General features: G+C 70.4%; 18 protein-coding genes, 1 tRNA gene and 1 riboswitch. Of the genes, 12 read left to right on the top strand and 7 right to left on the bottom strand.

The window, feature by feature from the left end; all coding sequences use genetic code 11:
- Positions 1-223 precede the first annotated feature (223 nt).
- Both BZY54_RS01375 and BZY54_RS01370 read left to right on the top strand, forming a co-directional pair.
- The gene (locus BZY54_RS01375) at positions 224-2,293 is read left to right on the top strand and encodes a putative Ig domain-containing protein (RefSeq protein WP_086722482.1); all 2,070 of its coding nucleotides are present in this window, start codon (positions 224-226) and stop codon (positions 2,291-2,293) included.
- 181 nt (positions 2,294-2,474) lie between these two features.
- On the top strand, positions 2,475-2,963 hold the full coding sequence (locus BZY54_RS01370; RefSeq protein ID WP_086722481.1) for a hypothetical protein: 489 nt from the start codon (positions 2,475-2,477) through the stop codon (positions 2,961-2,963).
- Between the two features lie 78 nt (positions 2,964-3,041).
- Here the strand turns inward: BZY54_RS01370 and BZY54_RS01365 are convergent, their stop codons facing one another.
- Positions 3,042-3,497, bottom strand: coding sequence for a type II toxin-antitoxin system PemK/MazF family toxin (locus tag BZY54_RS01365; protein ID WP_086722480.1), 456 nt, complete (start codon positions 3,495-3,497; stop codon positions 3,042-3,044).
- A gap of 212 nt (positions 3,498-3,709) precedes the next feature.
- Between BZY54_RS01365 and BZY54_RS01360 the strand changes: the two genes are divergently transcribed.
- Positions 3,710-4,462 carry an MBL fold metallo-hydrolase gene (locus BZY54_RS01360; RefSeq protein ID WP_086722479.1) on the top strand — a complete coding sequence of 251 codons (753 nt, stop codon included), beginning with the start codon at positions 3,710-3,712 and terminating at the stop codon, positions 4,460-4,462.
- Positions 4,463-4,528: 66 nt separating this feature from the next.
- Here BZY54_RS01360 and BZY54_RS01355 read toward each other — a convergent pair whose 3' ends face one another.
- The gene (locus BZY54_RS01355; protein ID WP_086722478.1) at positions 4,529-5,785 is read right to left on the bottom strand and encodes a PTS transporter subunit EIIC; all 1,257 of its coding nucleotides are present in this window, start codon (positions 5,783-5,785) and stop codon (positions 4,529-4,531) included.
- Between the two features lie 148 nt (positions 5,786-5,933).
- Positions 5,934-7,229: a PTS transporter subunit EIIC gene (locus BZY54_RS01350; protein ID WP_086722477.1), complete on the bottom strand. Its 1,296-nt coding sequence runs from the start codon at positions 7,227-7,229 to the stop codon at positions 5,934-5,936.
- A 203-nt stretch (positions 7,230-7,432) separates the two neighbouring features.
- On the opposite strand from BZY54_RS01350, the gene BZY54_RS01345 reads away from it, so the two are divergent.
- From BZY54_RS01345 to rdgB, 4 genes are all read left to right on the top strand, one after another.
- A complete protein-coding gene (locus BZY54_RS01345) occupies positions 7,433-7,666 on the top strand; it encodes a PTS sugar transporter subunit IIB (protein WP_086722476.1) in 234 nt (77 codons plus the stop codon).
- Positions 7,667-7,762: 96 nt separating this feature from the next.
- The gene (rph, locus tag BZY54_RS01340) at positions 7,763-8,494 is read left to right on the top strand and encodes a ribonuclease PH (RefSeq protein ID WP_086722475.1); all 732 of its coding nucleotides are present in this window, start codon (positions 7,763-7,765) and stop codon (positions 8,492-8,494) included.
- Positions 8,495-8,616: 122 nt separating this feature from the next.
- On the top strand, positions 8,617-9,015 hold the full coding sequence (locus BZY54_RS01335) for a hypothetical protein (protein ID WP_086722474.1): 399 nt from the start codon (positions 8,617-8,619) through the stop codon (positions 9,013-9,015).
- Between the two features lie 22 nt (positions 9,016-9,037).
- Positions 9,038-9,640, top strand: a complete 603-nt coding sequence (rdgB, locus tag BZY54_RS01330) for an RdgB/HAM1 family non-canonical purine NTP pyrophosphatase (RefSeq protein ID WP_086722473.1) — start codon at positions 9,038-9,040, stop codon at positions 9,638-9,640.
- 44 nt (positions 9,641-9,684) lie between these two features.
- Here the strand turns inward: rdgB and BZY54_RS01325 are convergent.
- The 3 genes from BZY54_RS01325 to bcp form a co-directional block, all read right to left on the bottom strand.
- Positions 9,685-9,770: transfer RNA gene (locus tag BZY54_RS01325), tRNA-Leu, on the bottom strand.
- Positions 9,771-9,803: 33 nt separating this feature from the next.
- Complete coding sequence (locus BZY54_RS01320) at positions 9,804-10,712, bottom strand: HNH endonuclease signature motif containing protein (protein WP_244216895.1); 909 nt, start codon at positions 10,710-10,712, stop codon at positions 9,804-9,806.
- A gap of 293 nt (positions 10,713-11,005) precedes the next feature.
- Positions 11,006-11,473 carry a thioredoxin-dependent thiol peroxidase gene (gene bcp, locus BZY54_RS01315; RefSeq protein WP_086722472.1) on the bottom strand — a complete coding sequence of 156 codons (468 nt, stop codon included), beginning with the start codon at positions 11,471-11,473 and terminating at the stop codon, positions 11,006-11,008.
- A 130-nt stretch (positions 11,474-11,603) separates the two neighbouring features.
- On the opposite strand from bcp, the gene BZY54_RS01310 reads away from it, so the two are divergent.
- The 3 genes from BZY54_RS01310 to BZY54_RS01300 all read left to right on the top strand — a co-directional run bounded on the left by BZY54_RS01310 (position 11,604) and on the right by BZY54_RS01300 (position 12,852).
- Positions 11,604-11,933: a DUF3618 domain-containing protein gene (locus BZY54_RS01310; RefSeq protein WP_086722499.1), complete on the top strand. Its 330-nt coding sequence runs from the start codon at positions 11,604-11,606 to the stop codon at positions 11,931-11,933.
- A 43-nt stretch (positions 11,934-11,976) separates the two neighbouring features.
- Positions 11,977-12,333, top strand: coding sequence for a GroES family chaperonin (locus BZY54_RS01305; protein ID WP_086722471.1), 357 nt, complete (start codon positions 11,977-11,979; stop codon positions 12,331-12,333).
- A gap of 98 nt (positions 12,334-12,431) precedes the next feature.
- Positions 12,432-12,495, top strand: a riboswitch (guanidine-III (ykkC-III) riboswitch).
- A gap of 36 nt (positions 12,496-12,531) precedes the next feature.
- Positions 12,532-12,852: a DMT family transporter gene (locus BZY54_RS01300; protein ID WP_086722498.1), complete on the top strand. Its 321-nt coding sequence runs from the start codon at positions 12,532-12,534 to the stop codon at positions 12,850-12,852.
- A 61-nt stretch (positions 12,853-12,913) separates the two neighbouring features.
- Here the strand turns inward: BZY54_RS01300 and BZY54_RS01295 are convergent, their stop codons facing one another.
- On the bottom strand, positions 12,914-15,373 hold the full coding sequence (locus BZY54_RS01295; protein ID WP_208640510.1) for a transglycosylase domain-containing protein: 2,460 nt from the start codon (positions 15,371-15,373) through the stop codon (positions 12,914-12,916).
- 1,314 nt (positions 15,374-16,687) lie between these two features.
- On the opposite strand from BZY54_RS01295, the gene BZY54_RS01290 reads away from it, so the two are divergent.
- Together BZY54_RS01290 and BZY54_RS01285 are read left to right on the top strand one after the other, a co-directional pair.
- A complete protein-coding gene (locus BZY54_RS01290) occupies positions 16,688-17,488 on the top strand; it encodes an ABC transporter permease (protein WP_086722470.1) in 801 nt (266 codons plus the stop codon).
- Positions 17,481-18,371, top strand: coding sequence for an ABC transporter permease (locus BZY54_RS01285; protein ID WP_086722469.1), 891 nt, complete (start codon positions 17,481-17,483; stop codon positions 18,369-18,371). The genes BZY54_RS01290 and BZY54_RS01285 overlap by 8 nt, the downstream gene beginning before the upstream one ends.
- Positions 18,372-18,376: the final 5 nt, after the last annotated feature.

Raw genomic sequence — 18,376 nt, 5'->3', positions numbered from 1 at the left:
GGGCTAAACGCTGCCCATCCAGCGGCAAAGATCTTCTTCGGGGACTGCCTGTCCGTGCCTCGGGAGGACTACGTTCCTCCCGCACCCTGTCATGTCACGCTCACCGGCATTCCAGGGTGCTGAGTGTCATGCTCATGACTGCGCGGTTTCGCCGCCGCTACGCGCGTCACGGGCCTGCCCAACCAGTGCGAGAAACCCCACTTCCCGATGGAGGCAGTACCCCATGCGTGAGTCACGCCCGAGCGGGCGGAGACGGAGCCTGCGCAGACTCCTGTCCGTCGCCTTTCCCGCCCTCGCCCTCACCGTCGCCGGACTCTTCGCCGCCCCCACGGCCGGCGCCCAGCCCGCCGCCGCAGCCGGGCCGCACACCACCAAGTCCGTGCAGAACGCCAAGGCCCTGACCGACCCGAGGCGGCAGACCTTCCACTCCACCGGCAAGGCCGGCCAGAAGGTGCCGACCCAGCACCTGTGCTCCACCGCCGAGCCGGGCCACGCCGCCTGCTTCGCCCAGCGCCGCACCGACATCAAGCAGCGCCTGGCCGCGGCCCTCGCCGCCGCCCCCTCCGGCCTCTCCCCGGCCAACCTGCACAGCGCCTACAACCTGCCCTCCACGGGCGGCTCCGGCCTGACCGTCGCCGTCGTCGACGCCTACAACGACCCCAACGCCGAGTCGGACCTCGCCACCTACCGCTCGACCTACGGCCTGTCGTCGTGCACCAAGGCCAACGGCTGCTTCAAGCAGGTCAGCCAGACCGGCTCCACCACCTCGCTGCCCTCCAGCGACACCGGATGGGCCGGCGAGGAGGCGCTCGACATCGACATGGTCAGCGCCGTCTGCCCCAACTGCAACATCATCCTCGTAGAAGCGAACTCGGCCACCGACACCGACCTCGGCATAGCCGAGAACGAGGCCGTCGCCCTCGGCGCCAAGTTCGTCTCCAACAGCTGGGGCGGCGGCGAGGCCTCCTCCCAGACCACCGAGGACTCCCAGTACTTCAAGCACCCGGGCGTCGCCATCACCGTCTCCGCGGGTGACTCCGGCTACGGCGCCGAGTACCCGGCGACCTCCCAGTACGTGACCGCCGTCGGCGGCACCGCGCTGACCACCGCCTCCAACTCCCGCGGCTGGAGCGAGTCCGTCTGGCACACCAACAGCACCGAGGGCACCGGCTCCGGCTGCTCCGCCTACGACCCCAAGCCCAGCTGGCAGACCGACACCGGCTGCGCCAAGCGCATGGAGGCCGACGTCTCCGCGGTGGCCGACCCCGCCACCGGCGTGGCCGTCTACGACACCTACGGCGGCTCCGGCTGGGCGGTCTACGGCGGCACCAGCGCCTCCGCCCCGATCATCGCCGGCGTCTACGCCCTCGCGGGCACCCCGGGCAGCGGCGACTACCCGGCGCAGTACCCGTACTCCCACACGGGCAACCTGAACGACGTCACCAGCGGCAGCAACGGCTCCTGCTCGACCTCGTACTTCTGCACCGCCCGCGCCGGCTACGACGGCCCGACCGGCTGGGGCACCCCCAACGGCACCGCCGCCTTCACCTCCGGCACCACCACCGGCAACACGGTGACCGTCACCAACCCGGGCAACCAGTCAACCGCGACCGGAAGCTCCGTCAGCCTGCAGATCCACGCCTCCGACAGCGCCGGTGCCGCCCTCACCTACAGCGCGACCGGCCTGCCGACCGGCCTGTCCATCAACAGCTCCACCGGCCTGATCTCCGGCACGGCGTCCACCGCGGGCACCTACGGCGTCACCGTCACCGCCAAGGACACGACCGGCGCGTCCGGCTCGGCCGCCTTCACCTGGACGGTCGGCTCCTCCGGCGGCACCTGCACCTCGGCGCAGCTGCTCGGCAACCCGGGCTTCGAGTCCGGCAACACCACGTGGACCGCCACCAGCGGCGTCATCACCAACGACACCGGTGAACCCGCCCACAGCGGCTCCTACAAGGCCTGGCTCGACGGCTACGGGACCACCCACACCGACACCCTGTCCCAGTCGGTGACCATCCCCTCCGGCTGCAAGGCCACCCTCACCTTCTACCTGCACATCGACACGTCGGAGGGCACCACCACCACCCAGTACGACAAGCTGACGGTGACCGCCGGGTCCAAGACGCTGGCGACCTACTCCAACCTCAACGCCGGTTCCGGCTACGCCCAGCAGTCCTTCGACCTGTCCTCGCTGGCCGGATCCACGGTCACGCTGAAGTTCAGCGGCGTCGAGGACTCCTCCCTGCAGACCAGCTTCGTCGTCGACGACACCGCGATCACGACAAGCTGATCCGCACACCGCGGGGAGCACACCAGTACACCAGCGCGAAGGGGCCCCGGCCGGGCGAGCGGTGAACCGGCCGGGGCTCCGGTGTGCGCGGGGGAGCGGATCCTGATGTGCTGGAGAAACGTCACATCGGCATCAGGGCACTGGGCACCCGAAACCGGGACAGCAGAAAGGCGGCCGCCCCATGCGCCGTACGACGCTCCACCGCACCACCGTCGCCACCGCCACGGCGGCGGCAGCGGCCCTGCTCGTCGTCGGCTGCGGAACGCAGCACGGCGGCAAGGGCAGCGGCTCCGCGAGCTCGGCGAGCCCCGCGGGCGACGGCACCCCGTCCGCCTCCACGGCCCCCGCCGGCTGCACCGACCAGGCACAGCTCACCGCCGCCGACTCCGGCCGCACCATCTGCCTCACCGTCGGCGGGTACGTGCGCCTCACCCTGGACGGCACCAAGGACCGTCCCTGGACCCCGGTCAAGGCCACCGGCACCGCTCTCAAGGGCGCCGACGCCGGCATCGTGATCATGCCGGGCGACGCCCTCGCCGCCTACACCGCGGTCGCGCCCGGCACGGCCCGGCTGACCTCCTCCCGCCCGCTGTGCGCCACCGGACCCGGCAAGATCTCCTGCCAGGGCATCCAGGAGTGGACCGTCACCGTCAGGGTGACGCGGCCATGAGCAGCGCCTGCGGACCCGGCGCGTCCGCCCGGCTCGACCGGTGCGGGCGACCCCACCGGCTCACCCGACCCCACCGGCTCATCCGGCCAGATACCGCACCTGGTCCCAGAGCACCGGATCCACGACCCCCACCCGGCGCCGGAAGTCCCACACCGGCACCTCCCGCACCTCGTCGGTCTCCAGGAAGCTGGTCCGCCCCTGCGCGTCCCCCACCGAGCCGGGCGGCAGGGGAATCACCCCGGCCCGCTCGTCGTGGTACCTGCTGGTGATCTTGGCGACCCGGGCGCGCTTGCCGTGGACGGACAGCACCAGACAGGGCCGGTCCCTCGCCCCCGTGCCCTCCTCGTAGGGCACGTTGGCCCACCAGATCTCCGCCGGCTGCGGCCTGGCGGCACCGCCCCGCTCCAGCGGACGTCCCGGTGGCCGCAGCCTGCGCCCCGCGGGCCGGCGACCGCGCCCCCACCCGTCGACGAGCGTGGCGACGAGCGCGAGCAGCACCACTGCCGCGAGCGCCAGCCACCAGGACGTGTCCATAAGGACGACGTTACCGGCGCCCGACCTTCAGCGCGCGCCCTCTTTCACACCTCATGCGCCCCACGTCCAGCCGAACCGGTGACACCACAGGTGAGTTCGCCCACAACAGCCCTAGCCGGAGGAGCGACCGGCCGTTTCGCGCCTTACGCTCGACGGACCGCACGACCCCCGTCACCTTCTGTATCTATCCCGCCAGCGGAGGTTTCTGCTCCATGAAGCTCACCGTCGTCGGCTGCTCGGGGTCGTTCCCGTCCGCGGAATCGGCCTGCTCGAGCTACCTCGTAGAGGCCGACGGCTTCCGGCTGCTCCTCGACATGGGCAACGGCGCCCTGGGCGAGCTGCAGCGCCACTGCGGTCTCTACGACCTCGACGCGATCTTCCTGAGCCATCTGCACGCCGACCACTGCATCGACATGCTCGCGTACTTCGTCGCGCGCTACTACCGGCACGACGGCGGGCGTTGCGACCCTCTGCCGGTCTACGGCCCCGAGGGCACCGAGCACCGGCTGACCACGGCCTACGCCGACACTCCCACCGCCTCGTCCATGAGCGAGGTCTTCGACTTCCACACGGTCAAGCCGGGCACCTTCGACATCGGCCCCTTCTCCGTGCACACCGAGTTGATGGCCCACCCGGTGGAGGCGTACGCCATCCGGCTCGAGCACGGCGGCCGGACTCTGACGTACTCCGGCGACACAGGCGTCAGCGAGGCCCTGGAGGAACTCGCCCGGGAGTCCGACCTGTTCCTGTGCGAGGCCGCCTTCACGGACGGCAAGGAGACCATCCCCGACCTGCACCTCAACGGCCGTGAGGCGGGCGAGGCCGCCGCCCGCGCCCGTGCCCGCCGCCTCGTCCTCACCCACATCCCCCCGTGGACCGACCCCCACATCAACCTCACCGACGCCCGCGCGGTCTACGCCGGCCCGGTGGAACTGGCGGCGCCCGGAGCCACGTACGAGATCTGATGCCGCGACGACGCGAGAAGGCCCCCGAGCAGTTCGCTCGGGGGCCTTCTCACAACCGGGGAGGGCTCACGCCTTCGTGAGGTCCTCGACCTCCTCCTCGGGCTCGCGGCCCGGGGTGGGGAGGTTGAACTTGATGATGGCGAAGCGGAAGGTCACGTAGTAGATCACCGCGAACACCAGGCCGATCGGGATGATCATCCATGGCTTGGTCGCCAAGTGCCAGTTGAGCGCGTAGTCGATGAAGCCGGCCGAGAAGTTGAAGCCGTCGTGCACGCCCAGGCCCCATGTGACGGCCATCGACGCGGCGGTGAGCACGGCGTGCAGCACGTACAGGATCGGCGCGATGAACATGAAGGAGAACTCGATCGGCTCCGTGACACCGGTGACGAAGGAGGTCAGCGCCAGGGAGATCATCATGCCGAGCACGACCTTGCGGCGCTCGGGTCGGGCGCAGTGCGCGATGGCGAGCGCGGCAGCCGGCAGGCCGAACATCATGATCGGGAAGAAGCCGGACTGGAACAGGCCGGCGGATGCGTCACCGTGCAGGAAGCGCGGGATGTCGCCCTGCCAGACCTGGCCGGCGGAGTCGGTGAAGCTGCCCAGCTGGAACCAGGCGACGGTGTTCACGAACTGGTGCATGCCGACCGGGATCAGTGCGCGGTTCACGCCGCCGAACAGGGCCGCACCGCCCGAGCCGAGGCCGGTCATCCAGTCGCCGAAGTCGCTGATGCCGGTGCCGATCGGCTTCCAGATCAGGGCGAAGACGACACCCACCACGATGCCGACGAAGGCCATGATGATCGGCACCAGTCGGCGGCCGTTGAAGAAGCCGAGCCAGTCCACCAGCTTCGTGCGGTGGAAGCGTTGCCACAGGACGGCGGCGAGCAGGCCCATGATGATGCCGCCGAGCACACCTGGGTTGTTGTAGGTGGCCTCGACTATCTTCCCCTTCTCGATGTGCTGCTCGGTCAGGGGGAAGGCCTCGAGGACCTTGCTGTAGACGAGGAAGCCCACCACGGCGGCCAGCGCAGTCGAGCCGTCGGCCTTCTTGGCGAAGCCGATGGCGACGCCGATGCAGAACAGGATCGGCAGGGCCCCGGTCAGCGCGCCACCCGCGTTGTTGAACACGGCGGCGACCTTGTCCCAGCCCAGACCGTCCTTGCCGAAGATGTCGTCCTGGCCCAGGCGGACCATGATGCCCGCCGCCGGCAGAACGGCGATCGGAAGCTGCAGGCTTCGGCCAACTTTCTGCAGGCCCTGGAACAGGCCAGATCCCCGCTTCTTCGCGGGTGCCGCCGTCGTTGTGGCGGTGGCGGTGCTCATACGTCCGTCCTCCATCGGGTGGTGGTCTACACCACTCAGTGGTGTAGACCTGTTGTAGCACGATGAAGGTGAGGTAAGGAACCCGCGAACTTGCGACCACTCCGCTACGCCCCGTGCGGGCCGCGTTCGAGCTGTTGCCAGGCTGCCTTCAGGCCTTGGTCGTGTCCTCCACTTCCCCCTCAGGCTCCCGCCCCGGAGTCTTCAGATCGAACGTCGTGATCGCAAAACGGAAGATCAGGTAGTACACCGCCGCGAAGCACAGACCGATCGGAACGATCGCCCACGGCCGGGTCGCCAGATTCCAATTGATCACGTAGTCGATCAGCCCCGCCGAGAAGCTGAACCCGTCGTGCACGCCCAGCGCCCACGTCGCCGCCATCGACGCGCCGGTCAGCACCGCGTGCACCCCGTACAGCACCGGGGCGATGAACAGGAACGAGTACTCGAGCGGCTCGGTGATCCCCGTGACGAACGACGTCAGCGCCACCGACAGCATCAGCCCGCCGACCTCCTTGCGGCGTTCCGGCCGGGCGGTGTGCGTCATCGCCAGCGCCGCCGCCGGCAGCGCGAACATCATGATCGGGAAGAAGCCCGAGGTGAACTGCCCCGCGTTCGGATCCCCCGCGAGGAACATGTTGATGTCGCCGTGCACCACCGTCCCGTCGGGCTTGGTGTAACTGCCGAACTGGAACCAGATCGGCACGTTCAGGAACTGGTGCAGGCCCACCACCAGCAGCGACCGGTTCGCCAGGCCGAAGATCCCGGCCCCCCACGCCCCGGCCTCGCTCAGCCAGTTGCTGAAGCTCTCCAGGCCGCTGCCGATCGGCGGCCAGATCCACAGACACAGGGCGGCGAAGAGGATCGCCACGAACGCCATGATGATCGGCACCAGGCGGCGGCCGTTGAAGAAGCCCAGCCAGTCCACCAGCCTCGTACGGTGGAAGCGCTGCCAGAAGAAGGCGGACAGCAGCCCCATCACGATCCCGCCGAAGACCCCCGGATTCTGGTAGGTGAACGCCGTCACCGTCCCGCTCGCCGCCTGGCAGCCGGTCGCGATCACCTCCGCCCCGGCCGGGCAGGCGACCGGGAACTGATGCAGCACGTTGTAATAGACGAGGAAGCCCGCCACCGCCGCCAGCGCGGTGGAGCCGTCCGACTTCTTCGCCATGCCGATGGCCACACCGACGCAGAACAGCAACGGCAGCCCCAGCTGGCCGTCGAGCAGCGCGCCGCCCGCACCCGCCATCACCTTCGAGACATCGGTCCAGCCGAGCCCGTCCTTGCCGAACACGTCCGGCTGCCCCAGCCGGTTCAGGATGCCCGCGGCCGGCAGCACGGCGATCGGCAGCTGCAGACTGCGGCCCATCTTCTGCAGCCCCTGGAACAAGGTGTTCCAACGATCGCGGACGGGGGAGATTCCGGCGTCGGCGCTGTCGGCACACATGGGCGTCCTCCCCGGCTCCGCTCCTCCGTGCGGCACCCCGTCCGGCCCGCGTTTGGTTGCCGTCCCAACGGTGGTGTAGACCAGTTGGCGAACGGTTCCGCTGTCGTGAACGCCATCTTTCGGTACCCACGGCACGACCGCTCGCGAAGATGGGCCAACTGTGGGTTACTGCGACAAAGCGGTTCGGATCAGGGAGAAGGAACATGGCCAGCAAGGCTGAGAAGATCGTTGCCGGGCTCGGCGGCATCGACAACATCGACGAGATCGAAGGCTGCATCACCCGGCTGCGCACCGAGGTCCACGACGCCTCGCTGGTCGACGAGGCCGCCCTGAAGGCCGCCGGCGCCCACGGCGTCGTCAAGATGGGCAGCGCCATCCAGGTCGTCATCGGCACCGACGCCGACCCCATCGCGGCGGAGATCGAAGACATGATGTGACCCTCCGCGGTCCGCACGGTCCGCAGGGTTCACCTGGAAGGGGCTCTTCCCGATGCGGGAGGAGCCCCTTCCGCGCGGAGGACTAGGCTCGACGTCATGTCTCGAATCGACGGCCGCACCGCCGAACAACTCCGCCCGGTCACCATCGAACGCGGCTGGAGCAAGCACGCCGAGGGCTCCGTCCTCGTCTCCTTCGGCGACACCAAGGTCCTCTGCACCGCCTCCCTCACCGAAGGCGTCCCGCGCTGGCGCAAGGGCAGCGGCGAAGGCTGGGTCACCGCCGAGTACGCCATGCTGCCCCGCGCCACCAACACCCGCGGCGACCGCGAGTCCGTCAAGGGCAGGATCGGCGGCCGCACCCACGAGATCAGCCGCCTCATCGGCCGGTCCCTGCGCGCCGTCATCGACTACAAGGCACTCGGCGAGAACACCATCGTCCTGGACTGCGACGTCCTCCAGGCCGACGGCGGCACGCGCACCGCGGCCATCACCGGCGCCTACGTCGCCCTCGCCGACGCGGTCGCCTGGGCCCAGGCCAAGAAGCTCATCAAGCCCGGCCGCCAGCCGCTCACCGGCACGGTGAGCGCGGTGTCCGTGGGCATCGTCGGCGGAGTCCCGCTCCTCGACCTCCGCTACGAGGAGGACGTGCGCGCCGACACCGACATGAACGTCGTCTGCACCGGCGACGGACGCTTCGTCGAGGTCCAGGGCACCGCCGAGGCCGCGCCCTTCGCCCGCGACGAACTGAACGCCCTGCTCGACCTCGCCGTGGCCGGCTGCGCCGACCTCGCCTTGATCCAGAGCACGGCACTCGAGAAGCAAAAGTAAAGGGAGCCTCAAGACAGGCGAGCGTCGAGGGCAACCCCGGCCACCCGGCCCGCGTCCCTACCGGTACGGGCGCACGGCACCACCGCCGTACGCCCGGCCACCACAGGGGAGGACACCGAGCCATGGCCGCGAGCCGACACCGACGACGCCCGGGCCGCACCACCGCCATCGCCGCCGTCGCGCTCACCGTCTCCGCCCTGACCGGCTGCGACGCGGTCGACAAGACCCTGGACTGCGTCCAGACCGCCGACTCCATCGCCGACAGAGTCACCGACCTCCAGCAAGCGGTGCAGAACGCGGCGAACGACCCCGCACAGGCCGACGAATCCCTCGGCACGATCGAGAAGGACCTGGAGAAGATCGGCGACAAGACCGACAACGCCGACGTCAACAAGGCCGTGGACGACCTCGGCAGAGCCGTGGACAACGTCCGCACCGCCATCAGGAACGGCGACAGGAGCCCCGACGTCACCCCGGTCACCGACGCCGCAGGCGAACTGACCAAGGTCTGCACGCCCTGACCGTCCCCTGATACTGGTGAGCATGACCCGCTTGATCCTCGCCACCCGCAACGCCGGAAAGATCACCGAACTCAGGGCGATCCTCGCCGACGCAGGCCTGAGCCACGAACTCGTCGGGGCGGAGGCCTACCCCGACATCCCCGACGTCAAGGAAACAGGCGTCACCTTCGCCGAGAACGCCCTGCTCAAGGCCCACGCCCTGGCCCAGGCGACAGGCCTGCCGGCCGTGGCGGACGACTCCGGCCTCTGCGTCGACGTCCTCGGCGGCGCCCCCGGCATCTTCTCCGCCCGCTGGTCCGGCAGGCACGGCGACGACAAGGCCAACCTCGACCTGCTCCTCGCCCAGCTCTCGGACATCGCCCACGACCACAGGGCAGCGCACTTCGCCTGCGCGGCGGCCCTGGCGCTGCCGGACGGCACGGAGCGGGTGGTGGAAGGCCAACTGCGGGGCGTGCTGCGCCACGCCCCGGCCGGCACGAACGGCTTCGGCTACGACCCGATCCTCCAGCCGGACGGCGAGACCCGCACATGCGCGGAGCTGAGCCCGGAGGAGAAGAACGCGATCAGCCACCGGGGCAAGGCGTTCCGGGCACTGGTGCCGGTGGTGCGGGAGTTGTTGGGCTGACCTACGAAGACGCCCCCCGCCTTTGTTCAAAAGGCGGGGGGCGGTGCGGCCGGTGGGACTCGAACCCACACGGGCGTATAGCCCACTGGGACCTAAACCCAGCATGACTGCCAAATTCCATCACGGCCGCTCAAAAACGGTCATCGTGCTCGACCGGCAGCGTTCAGTGTACGGGCATCGCTCGTTTCGCGGCGAGAGGTGGCCTCCCCTTCTGGCGGCACCACGTCTCCGTCAAGGAGTGGCAGTTGGGACACAGGTACCTCAGATTCTCCCGGCGGTTATCGCGCCAGTTGCCGTTGACGTGGTCGATCTGCAAGGTGATCGGCTGCCCCAGCCACTCCCCGGCATTGCCACAGGTCTCGCATGCATACGGCACGCCGATCTCGGTCAGTGCCCGGTGGAGTTGAGTCCTGTTCGTCCGCCCGGCGTCGGGAGGCAGGACTACCAGCACCCGTCGAGCGATGGGTGCCGGTGCGGGGCGCTCCGGCCGAGCCCATGACTTGCGCTTGAAGTGGCTTGTATCGAGACCGAGCCGAGCTGATGCACGTCGGACGCGCCGGTGGTTGGTGTCGTTGACTTCCAGGTCGAGACATCGCATCACCTCGGCATAACTCGTGGAACGCTCCACTGCGTCGCGCAACCTGCCCTCGGGAATCGCGACTCGGCGGTGGGAGAAGTGCTCTGTGTCGATGGCCTGGGCGCGTAGCATGCGATTCAGGGCCGAGCGGGAGCAGCTGTCGTCCGGTATGCCCAAGGCGCGGGCCACACCACGGATGCTCGTCGCCGTCGTTGCGGCGGCGCTCAACTCCTGCGGCGTGAAAGGCAGGTCCGGTTCGGGCTCGTTCAACCCAGGGAAATGGCTGACGTCGATTCCGGATGCGCTGATCCGGCGACGGATATGGGACAGCGTCCCGGTGGCCGGGGTGGCGCCGAGCTTCAGGGCCACTTCGCGGAGCGAGGACGAGGAGGCGGCAGCCATTGCGATCGCGGCGTCCGGGTACTTGCGCCAGGGGCTGCGTTTGACGAAGTGGCTGGTGTCGAGCCCGTGAGCGGCGACTTTCTCCTGAAGCACCCGTCGTTGGCCTCCGTTTACCCGAAGTCCCAGCCGCCGTATCAGGTCTGCCCAGTTGCGAGCTTCGGCGACGGTCCACGCAAGCCGTTCCCTGCTGTACGGGTCCGCGGCCTTCTCCGGTCGTTCCTCGGCGTACGCATCGCCCCCATCGAGCCCTCCCGGTTCCGTATGCGGCCACGTGTTCGTAGCTCGTACGGAGTAACGAACCGTTTGTCGGACGGTCACGCACGGAATGCAGAAGCGGCCCGTACCGGTCACCCGGCGCGGGCCGCTCGCGGCCTGCACTGTGGCCCTCAGATCCCAAGATCCTTGATGATCTTGGCCACGTGGCCGGTGGCCCTGACGTTGTACAGGGCGCGTTCGACCTTGCCGTCCTCGTCCACGATGATCGTGGAGCGGATGACGCCCATGTAGGTCCTGCCGTAGTTCATCTTCTCGCCGAAGGCGCCGTAGGCGTCCAGGACCTTCTTGTCGGGGTCGGCGAGGAGGGTGACCTTCAGGGACTCCTTCTCGCGGAACTTCGCCAGTTTCTCGGGCTTGTCGGGGGAGATGCCGATCACGTCGTAGCCCGCGCCGGCCAGGAGCTGGAGGTTGTCGGTGAAGTCGCAGGCCTGCTTGGTGCAGCCCGGGGTGAGGGCGGCCGGGTAGAAGTAGACGATGACCTTGCGGCCCTTGTGGTCGGCCAGCGACACCTCGTTGCCGTCGGCGTCGGGGAGCGTGAAGGCGGGGGCCACATCCCCGGGCTGGAGTCGCTCGGTCATGGAAGCTCGTCTCCTCGTGCGTGCCAATACCGTGTCGGTCCGAGGGTAACCGGGGGTGCCGACAGTACGGTCCGGCCCGGAGCTGACAGACTGTACTGAACAGGCATCAGTGGACTTCGGAGGCGGTACGGTGGCGGACACGGCGGACACCAGGACCCCGGCTGAGATCGAGGCGGACATCAGGCGCCGTCGCGAGGTGCTGGCCGAGACGCTCGACGAGATCGGGGTGCGCGTGCACCCGAAGACCATCGTCGGCGACGCCAAGGCCAAGGTCGCCGCCAACATCGACCACACTCTCGGACGGGCCTATGTGCAGGTCAACCGGGTCGTGAGCGATGTGCGGGCCCAGTTCGTGGACGGGGACGGCGCGCCCCGCCTGGAGCGGATCGTGCCGGTCGCGCTCGTCGCCGTCGGCGTCGTCGGGCTGCTCACCCTGGGCGCGCGCAGGCGCCGGGGCTGACCCACCCGGGTACGGACATGCTGAAGGCAGGTAGGTTCGAGGCGTGAGCGCCAACAGAAACGAGCACAGCACCCATCACGACAAGCTGCCGATCCGGATGCTGCACGACCGGGTCCTCGTCCGGCAGGACACGAGCGAGGGCGAGCGGCGTTCGGGCGGCGGCATCCTGATTCCCGCCACGGCGGCGGTGGGACGCCGGCTGGCCTGGGCGGAGGTCGTCGCGGTCGGGCAGAACGTGCGGACCGTGGAGCCGGGCGACCGGGTCCTGTTCGACCCGGAGGACCGGGCCGAGGTGGAGGTGCGGGGCACCGCGTACGTGCTGATGCGCGAGCGTGATCTGCACGCCGTGGCCGCCGACCGGTTCGAGGGGTCGGAGGACTCCACCGGCCTGTACCTGTGAGTGCGGTGATGTGAGGGCCGAGGGCCGGATGCGAGGGGCTGGTGACCGTTGTCACCAGCCCCTTCGTCGTCGGTCACCGGCCCCTTTGCCTGTGCTTTGCTAACCTCGGAAGGGAGCCCGACGAGACGCGCCGTACCGGGATGCAGGCAAAGACGACGCACCCCCGTTCGTCAGTGAATCGTCTCGGAGGTGCTCGTCGTGGCCTGGGTTCTGCTTGTCGTCGCCGGTCTGCTGGAGGTCGGCTGGTCGATCGGGATGAAGTACAGCGAGGGCTTCACCCGGCCGGTTCCCAGTGTGCTCACCGGTGCCGGGATCGTCGCGAGCATGCTGCTGCTGTCCTACGCCGCCCGTTCCCTGCCCATCGGTACCGCCTACGGCGTCTGGGTCGGCATCGGCGCGGCCGGTGCGGCGGTGCTGGGCATGGTGGTGCTGGGGGAGCCGGCGACCGCCGCCCGGATCTTCTTCGTGTGTCTGCTGCTGGTGGCGGTGGTGGGGCTGAAGGTGACCTCCGGTCACTAGGGGCCGTCGGGGACCGGTGCCCCGTCGGCCCCCTACCCGCCGCCCCCTCACCACATGAGCGCTACGGTCTCGGCGCGGTGACGTTCTGGCCGCCTCCCGTGCTCGTGTCCGTGCCGGTGGTCGTCCCGCCGTCGCCCGTCGTGCCGCCGCTCGGGCTGGTGCTGCCGGTCGTGCCGCCGCCGGTGGTCGGTGTGCCCCCGTCCTGGCCGCCGGTGGTCGGGGTGCCGCCCGTGGTTCCTCCGGCCGTGGTGTCGCCGGTGCCGCCGCCGGTGGTCGGGGTGCTCCCGCCCTGGCCGCCGGTGGTCGGGGTGTCGCCCGTGGTGCCGCCGGCGGTGTCGCCCGGGGTGCCTCCGGTCTGCCCCTGGTCCTGGCCCTGACCCTGGGTGTCCTGGCCGCCGGTGTCCGTGCCGGTGCTGCCGCCGTTGTCCTGCCCGCCGGTGCCCGGCGTCTCGGCGGTGCCACTGGACGGCGGCGGCTGGGTCTGGTCGGCGCCGGGCTGGATCTGCAGGTCGAAGTCGGTGGCCAGGGTGTTCTTCAGGGCGTCGCCCATGAACTGGGCCCAGATGCTGCCGGGCGGGCCGCTGCCGTTGATCCGGTCCAGGCCCATGGCGCCGTACAGCGGCTTGTGGGCGGCGGTGACCGGGTCCTGGCCCATGACGGAGACGACGGTGGCCAGGTCGGGGGTGTAGCCGGCGAACCAGGCGGCCTGGTCGTTCTCGGCGGTGCCGGTCTTGGCGGCGGCCGGGCGGCCGATCGCCTGGGCCGGGGCGCCGGTGCCGTTCTGGACGACGGACTGCAGGACCGCGGTGGTGGTGTCGGCGGCCTCGCGGCTGACGGCCTGCGAGGTGGTCTGCTCGGGCAGGTCCACCACGTCGGCGCCGTCCTTGGTGATCTTCTTGATGATCGTGTACGCGCCGTGCTTGCCGTGGTTGGCGAGGGTCGCGTAGGCCTCGGCCATGTCGAGGACGCTGGCCCGGGCCACGCCGAGCGCGATGGACGGGCCGCCGATCAGCTCCGGGGTGTCGGTCGGCAGACCGAGGGCGACGGCGGTGTCCTTCACCTTGTCGGCGCCGACGTCGACGGCCATCTGCGCGTACACCGCGTTGACGGACTTGTCGGTGGCCTCACGGACGGTGATGTCGCCGTAGGAGCGCTGGTCCTCGTTCTCGGGGGCGTAGTAGCCGCTCCAGCCCTGGACGGGCCGCTTGTTGGTGCCGTCGTAGATCGTGTTGGGGGTGATGCGGCGGCCGTCCGCGGTCTCGGAGTGGTTCTGGACGGCGGAGGCGAGGACGAACGGCTTGAAGGTGGAGCCGACCTGGAAGTCCCGGCGGGTGGCGTTGTTGGTGAACTGCTTGACGTAGTCGATGCCGCCGTACATGGCGACTATCTCGCCGGTTTTCGGGTCGACGGCGGCGCCGCCGGCCCGGACGTACTTGTCGACCGGGTTGTTCTTGTCCAGCTTCTTCATCAGCTGGTCGTCGACCGCCTTCACGAAGGCGTCCTGCTTGCTCCTCTGCAGGGTGGTGGTGATGCGGTAGCCGCCCGCGGCCAGCTCGTCCTCGCTGAGGATCTTGTTCTTGGCCAGGTAGTCCTTCACCGCGCGGACGAGGTAGCCGCGCTGACCGGCCATCCCGGTGGGGACGGTGGCGTCCTTCGGCATGGGGAACTTCATGCCGGCCCGCTGGGAGGCGCTGAGCCAGTGCTTCTTGACCATGCCGTCCAGGACGTAGTTCCAGCGGGCGACGGCGGCGGCCTTGTTCTCGGGGTGGGCGACGACGTCGTACTCGCTGGGCGCGTTGACCAGTGCGGCGAGGTAGGCGGCGCGCGCCGGGTCGAGGTCCTTGGCCTTGATGCCGTAGTAGGCCTGGGCGGCGGCCTGGATGCCGTAGGCGTTGCGGCCGAAGTAGCTGGTGTTGAGGTAGCCCTCGAGGATCTTGTCCTTGGGCTCGTTGCGGTCCAGCTTGATCGCGATGAAGAACTCCTTCACCTTGCGGGTGACGGTCTGTTCCTGTCCCAGGTAGTAGTTCTTGACGTACTGCTGGGTGATCGTGGAGCCGGACTGCTTGCCCTTGCCGGTGGCGGTGTTCCAGCCGGCGCGGACCATCGCCTTGGGGTCGACGGCGGACTCGGTGTAGAAGTCGCGGTCCTCGGCGGCCAGTACGGCGTGCTGGGCGTCCTTGGAGATCTGCGCGAGGGCGACGCTCTCGCGGTTGATGTCGCCGTCGCGGGCGATCTCGGTGCCGTCGTCGTAGAGGTAGACGTTGGCCTGCTTCATGGCCAGGGCGTTGGCGGGCGGGATCTCGACGAGGGAGTACCCGAGGATGAACGCGCCGATCACCAGCAGCACGACGGTGAGGAACCCACCGAGCAGCATCCGCCAGGTCGGGAACACCCGCCGCCACCCGGTCCGCTTGGCCCGCTTCGGCTGCTTGGCCTCACCCTCGCCGGGGACGTCCCGGGCTCCGCCGGTTCCTTCGGCTCCGCCGGCCGCGGCGGCCCCGGGGCGGCGGCCACCGCTCATGGCGGCGCTCGTGTGGCCCGCCGCGGGGGTGGCCGGACGGCTTGTCGAGGTGCCGCCCGCGGGTCCCTGGCCGACAACTCCCGCGTGGCCGAGGGCTCCTGTGGGGCCGACGGCTCCCGGACGGCCCGCAGCGCCGCCCTGGCCGGTGGTCGTTGCCCGGCCGGTCGCGGGGATGCCCGAGGTACGTCCCGCGGCGGTGTCGGGGTGGCGCGGGGCGGGAATGTCGGCGTTGCCCTGTGCGCCCGTGGCGCCCGACCGGGCGGCCCACGAGGGGCCTGTGCCGGTGGTGTCTCCTTGCCCGCGTGCGGGGTTGCCCGCATCGCGGGCTGTTCCGGGGGCGTCGTCGTCTTGCGCGGGTGCGCCCGCGCCGCCCGACCGGGCGGCCCATGAGGGGCCTGTGCCGGTGGTGTGTCCGTGGCCTTGTGCGGGGATGCCGTGGTTGCCCGCATCGTGGTTGCCCGAGTCGCCGTCCGTGGGGGCGTCGCGGTGTCCGCCCGCGGCGGATCCCGCCGCGCTCGCGTCACCGGCCCCTGTGCGGTCTGCTCCGGAAGTGCTCGCGTCGCCTCGGGCGGGCGCACCCGCGCCGCCCGCAGCAGCCCTCGCGTCACCTCGTCCGCCGCCGACTCCCGACGCGGGTCCGTCCGCGCTCTCGACCGCGGACCCGCCCGCGCCTCCCGACCCGCCCTCGGCCGCGGTTGCGGCGCTGTCACCGTCTGCGGCGGCGCTCGGACGCCCACCTGCGGCGCCCTCCGCGCGGCCCTGCGCCGCGGGCCCGTCGGGGCGCTGCCCGGCAGCCCGGGCCGAGCCCCGCGCCGCAGCCCCCTCGCGGCGCTCATCCGCGGACCCGGCAGAGCCCTGTGCCGCGGAGCCCTCGGGCTCCTGCGCAGCGGACGAGGACCCGGCGGCGTCCTCGTCGGCGGACTCGGACCCGGATGTGGCGGACTCGGCGGAGCCCCGCTCTGCGGAGTCGGTCCGGGGCCGCGCTGCGGCCTTCGGTGGCGGGACTCGGCCGGACTGCGGCGCTGTCGCCTCTGACTCGGCGGACTGCGGCTGCGGCTGCGTCTCGGCCTGTGGCTGCTGCGCCCCGGCCTGCGGCTGCGGCTCGTCGCTCATCTCGTGCACGGACTCCTGTTTCGCGTCGTACGTTCCCGTACGCCCTCATGCGCCTTCTGCGCCCCCAGATGAAGACTCTCGCACCAAGCGTTCCGTTCCCGGTCTCGGGAACTTGTCCGGGGCGGAAATTGCGTGGCACGCCGCGTCGCGCGCGCACTAGGCTCCTGCGCTTCGGTGTCGGCGGACCTTGGAGGGCGTGACGTGGGCGCTGGGCGGTTGTACGCGGCCGTCGCGGCGGGGGGATTCAGACGGTACGCGACGTATCGGGCGGCCACGGCGGCCGGGGTGTTCACGAACACGGTGTTCGGGCTGATCCTCGTGTACACGTACCTTGCGCTGTGGGACGTGCGTCCGCACCTGGGCGGCTACGACCGCGGCCAGGCCGTGACGTACGTCTGGCTGGGACAGGCCTTTCTGTCCACGCTCGCGATCGGCGGGGGCGGCGTCGAGGACGAGCTGCTGGAGCGCATCCGTACGGGTGACATCGCGATCGACCTCTACCGGCCCGCCGATCTTCAGCTGTGGTGGCTGGCGGCAGACCTGGGCCGGGCGCTGTTCCAGCTGCTGGGCCGCGGGGTGGTGCCCTTCGTGTTCGGGGCGCTGTTCTTCCCCGTCGCGCTGCCCACCGACGCGCTGACCTGGACGGCGTTCCTCGGCGCGGTGCTGCTGGCGATGCTGGTGAGCTTCGGGATCAGGTTCCTGGTCGCGCTGAGCGCGTTCTGGCTGATGGACGGGACCGGCGTGGTGCAGATGGCGTGGCTGGGCGGGATCTTCTGCTCGGGGATGCTGCTGCCGCTGAACGTCTTCCCGGGCGCCCTCGGCGAAGTGGTCCGGGCGCTGCCGTGGTCGTCGCTGCTGCAGGCCCCGGCCGACGTTCTGCTGGGCCGGGCGGCCCCGCCCGGCACGTACGCCTTCCAGGGCGCCTGGGCGGTGGCGCTGCTGGCGGCGGGGCGGCTGGTGCAGACGGCGGCGACACGGCGGGTGGTGGTGCAGGGTGGCTGAGATCACCGAGCCCGCGTCGTCCGCGTCCGCTTCGGCTGCTTCGTCCGAAGCCGCCGCGCCCGCATCCGGCAGCCGGCTCGCGGAAGGGCTGCGGGCGTACCGCCTGATCGCCGGGATGTGGCTGCGCTCCACGATGGCCTACCGGGCCTCCTTCATCATGACCACGTTCGGGAACTTCGCGGTGACCGCGCTGGACTTCGTGGCGATCCTGCTGATGTTCTCCCGCGTGGACGCGCTCGGCGGCTACACGCTGCCGGAGATCGCGTTCCTCTACGGGCTGTCCAGCACCTCCTTCGGGCTGGCCGACCTCGCGATCGGCTCGATGGACCGGCTGGGCCGGCGGGTGCGGGACGGGACGCTGGACACGCTGCTGGTCCGCCCGGCCCCGGTGCTCGCCCAGGTCGCCGCGGACCGCTTCGCGCTGCGCCGCCTGGGCCGGGTCACGCAGGGGATGCTGGTGCTGGGTTACGCACTGCTCGCGCTCGACCACCTGCACTGGACCGCACTGAAGGTGCTGCTGATGCCGGTGATGCTGCTGAGCGGCTGCGGGATCTTCTGCGCGGTGTTCGTCGCGGGGGCGGCCTTCCAGTTCGTGGCGCAGGACGCCTCCGAGGTGCAGAACGCCTTCACTTACGGCGGCGCCACGCTGCTTCAGTACCCGCCCACCGTCTTCGGGCGGGAGCTGGTGCGCGGGGTGACCTTCGTCCTGCCGCTGGCGTTCGTCAACTGGCTGCCCGCGAGCTACGTGCTCGGGCGGCCGTTTCCGCTGGGGCTGCCGGGGTGGACGGCGTTCGCCTCGCCGCTGGTCGCGGTGGGCTGCTGCGCGCTGGCGGGGCTGGCCTGGCGCGTGGGGCTGCGGTCGTATCGGAGCACGGGGAGCTGAAGGGA

Source organism: Streptomyces carpinensis (assembly GCF_002154505.1).
Lineage (GTDB): Bacteria > Actinomycetota > Actinomycetes > Streptomycetales > Streptomycetaceae > Streptomyces > Streptomyces carpinensis.
This window is presented reverse-complemented; position numbering and strand designations above follow the sequence as displayed.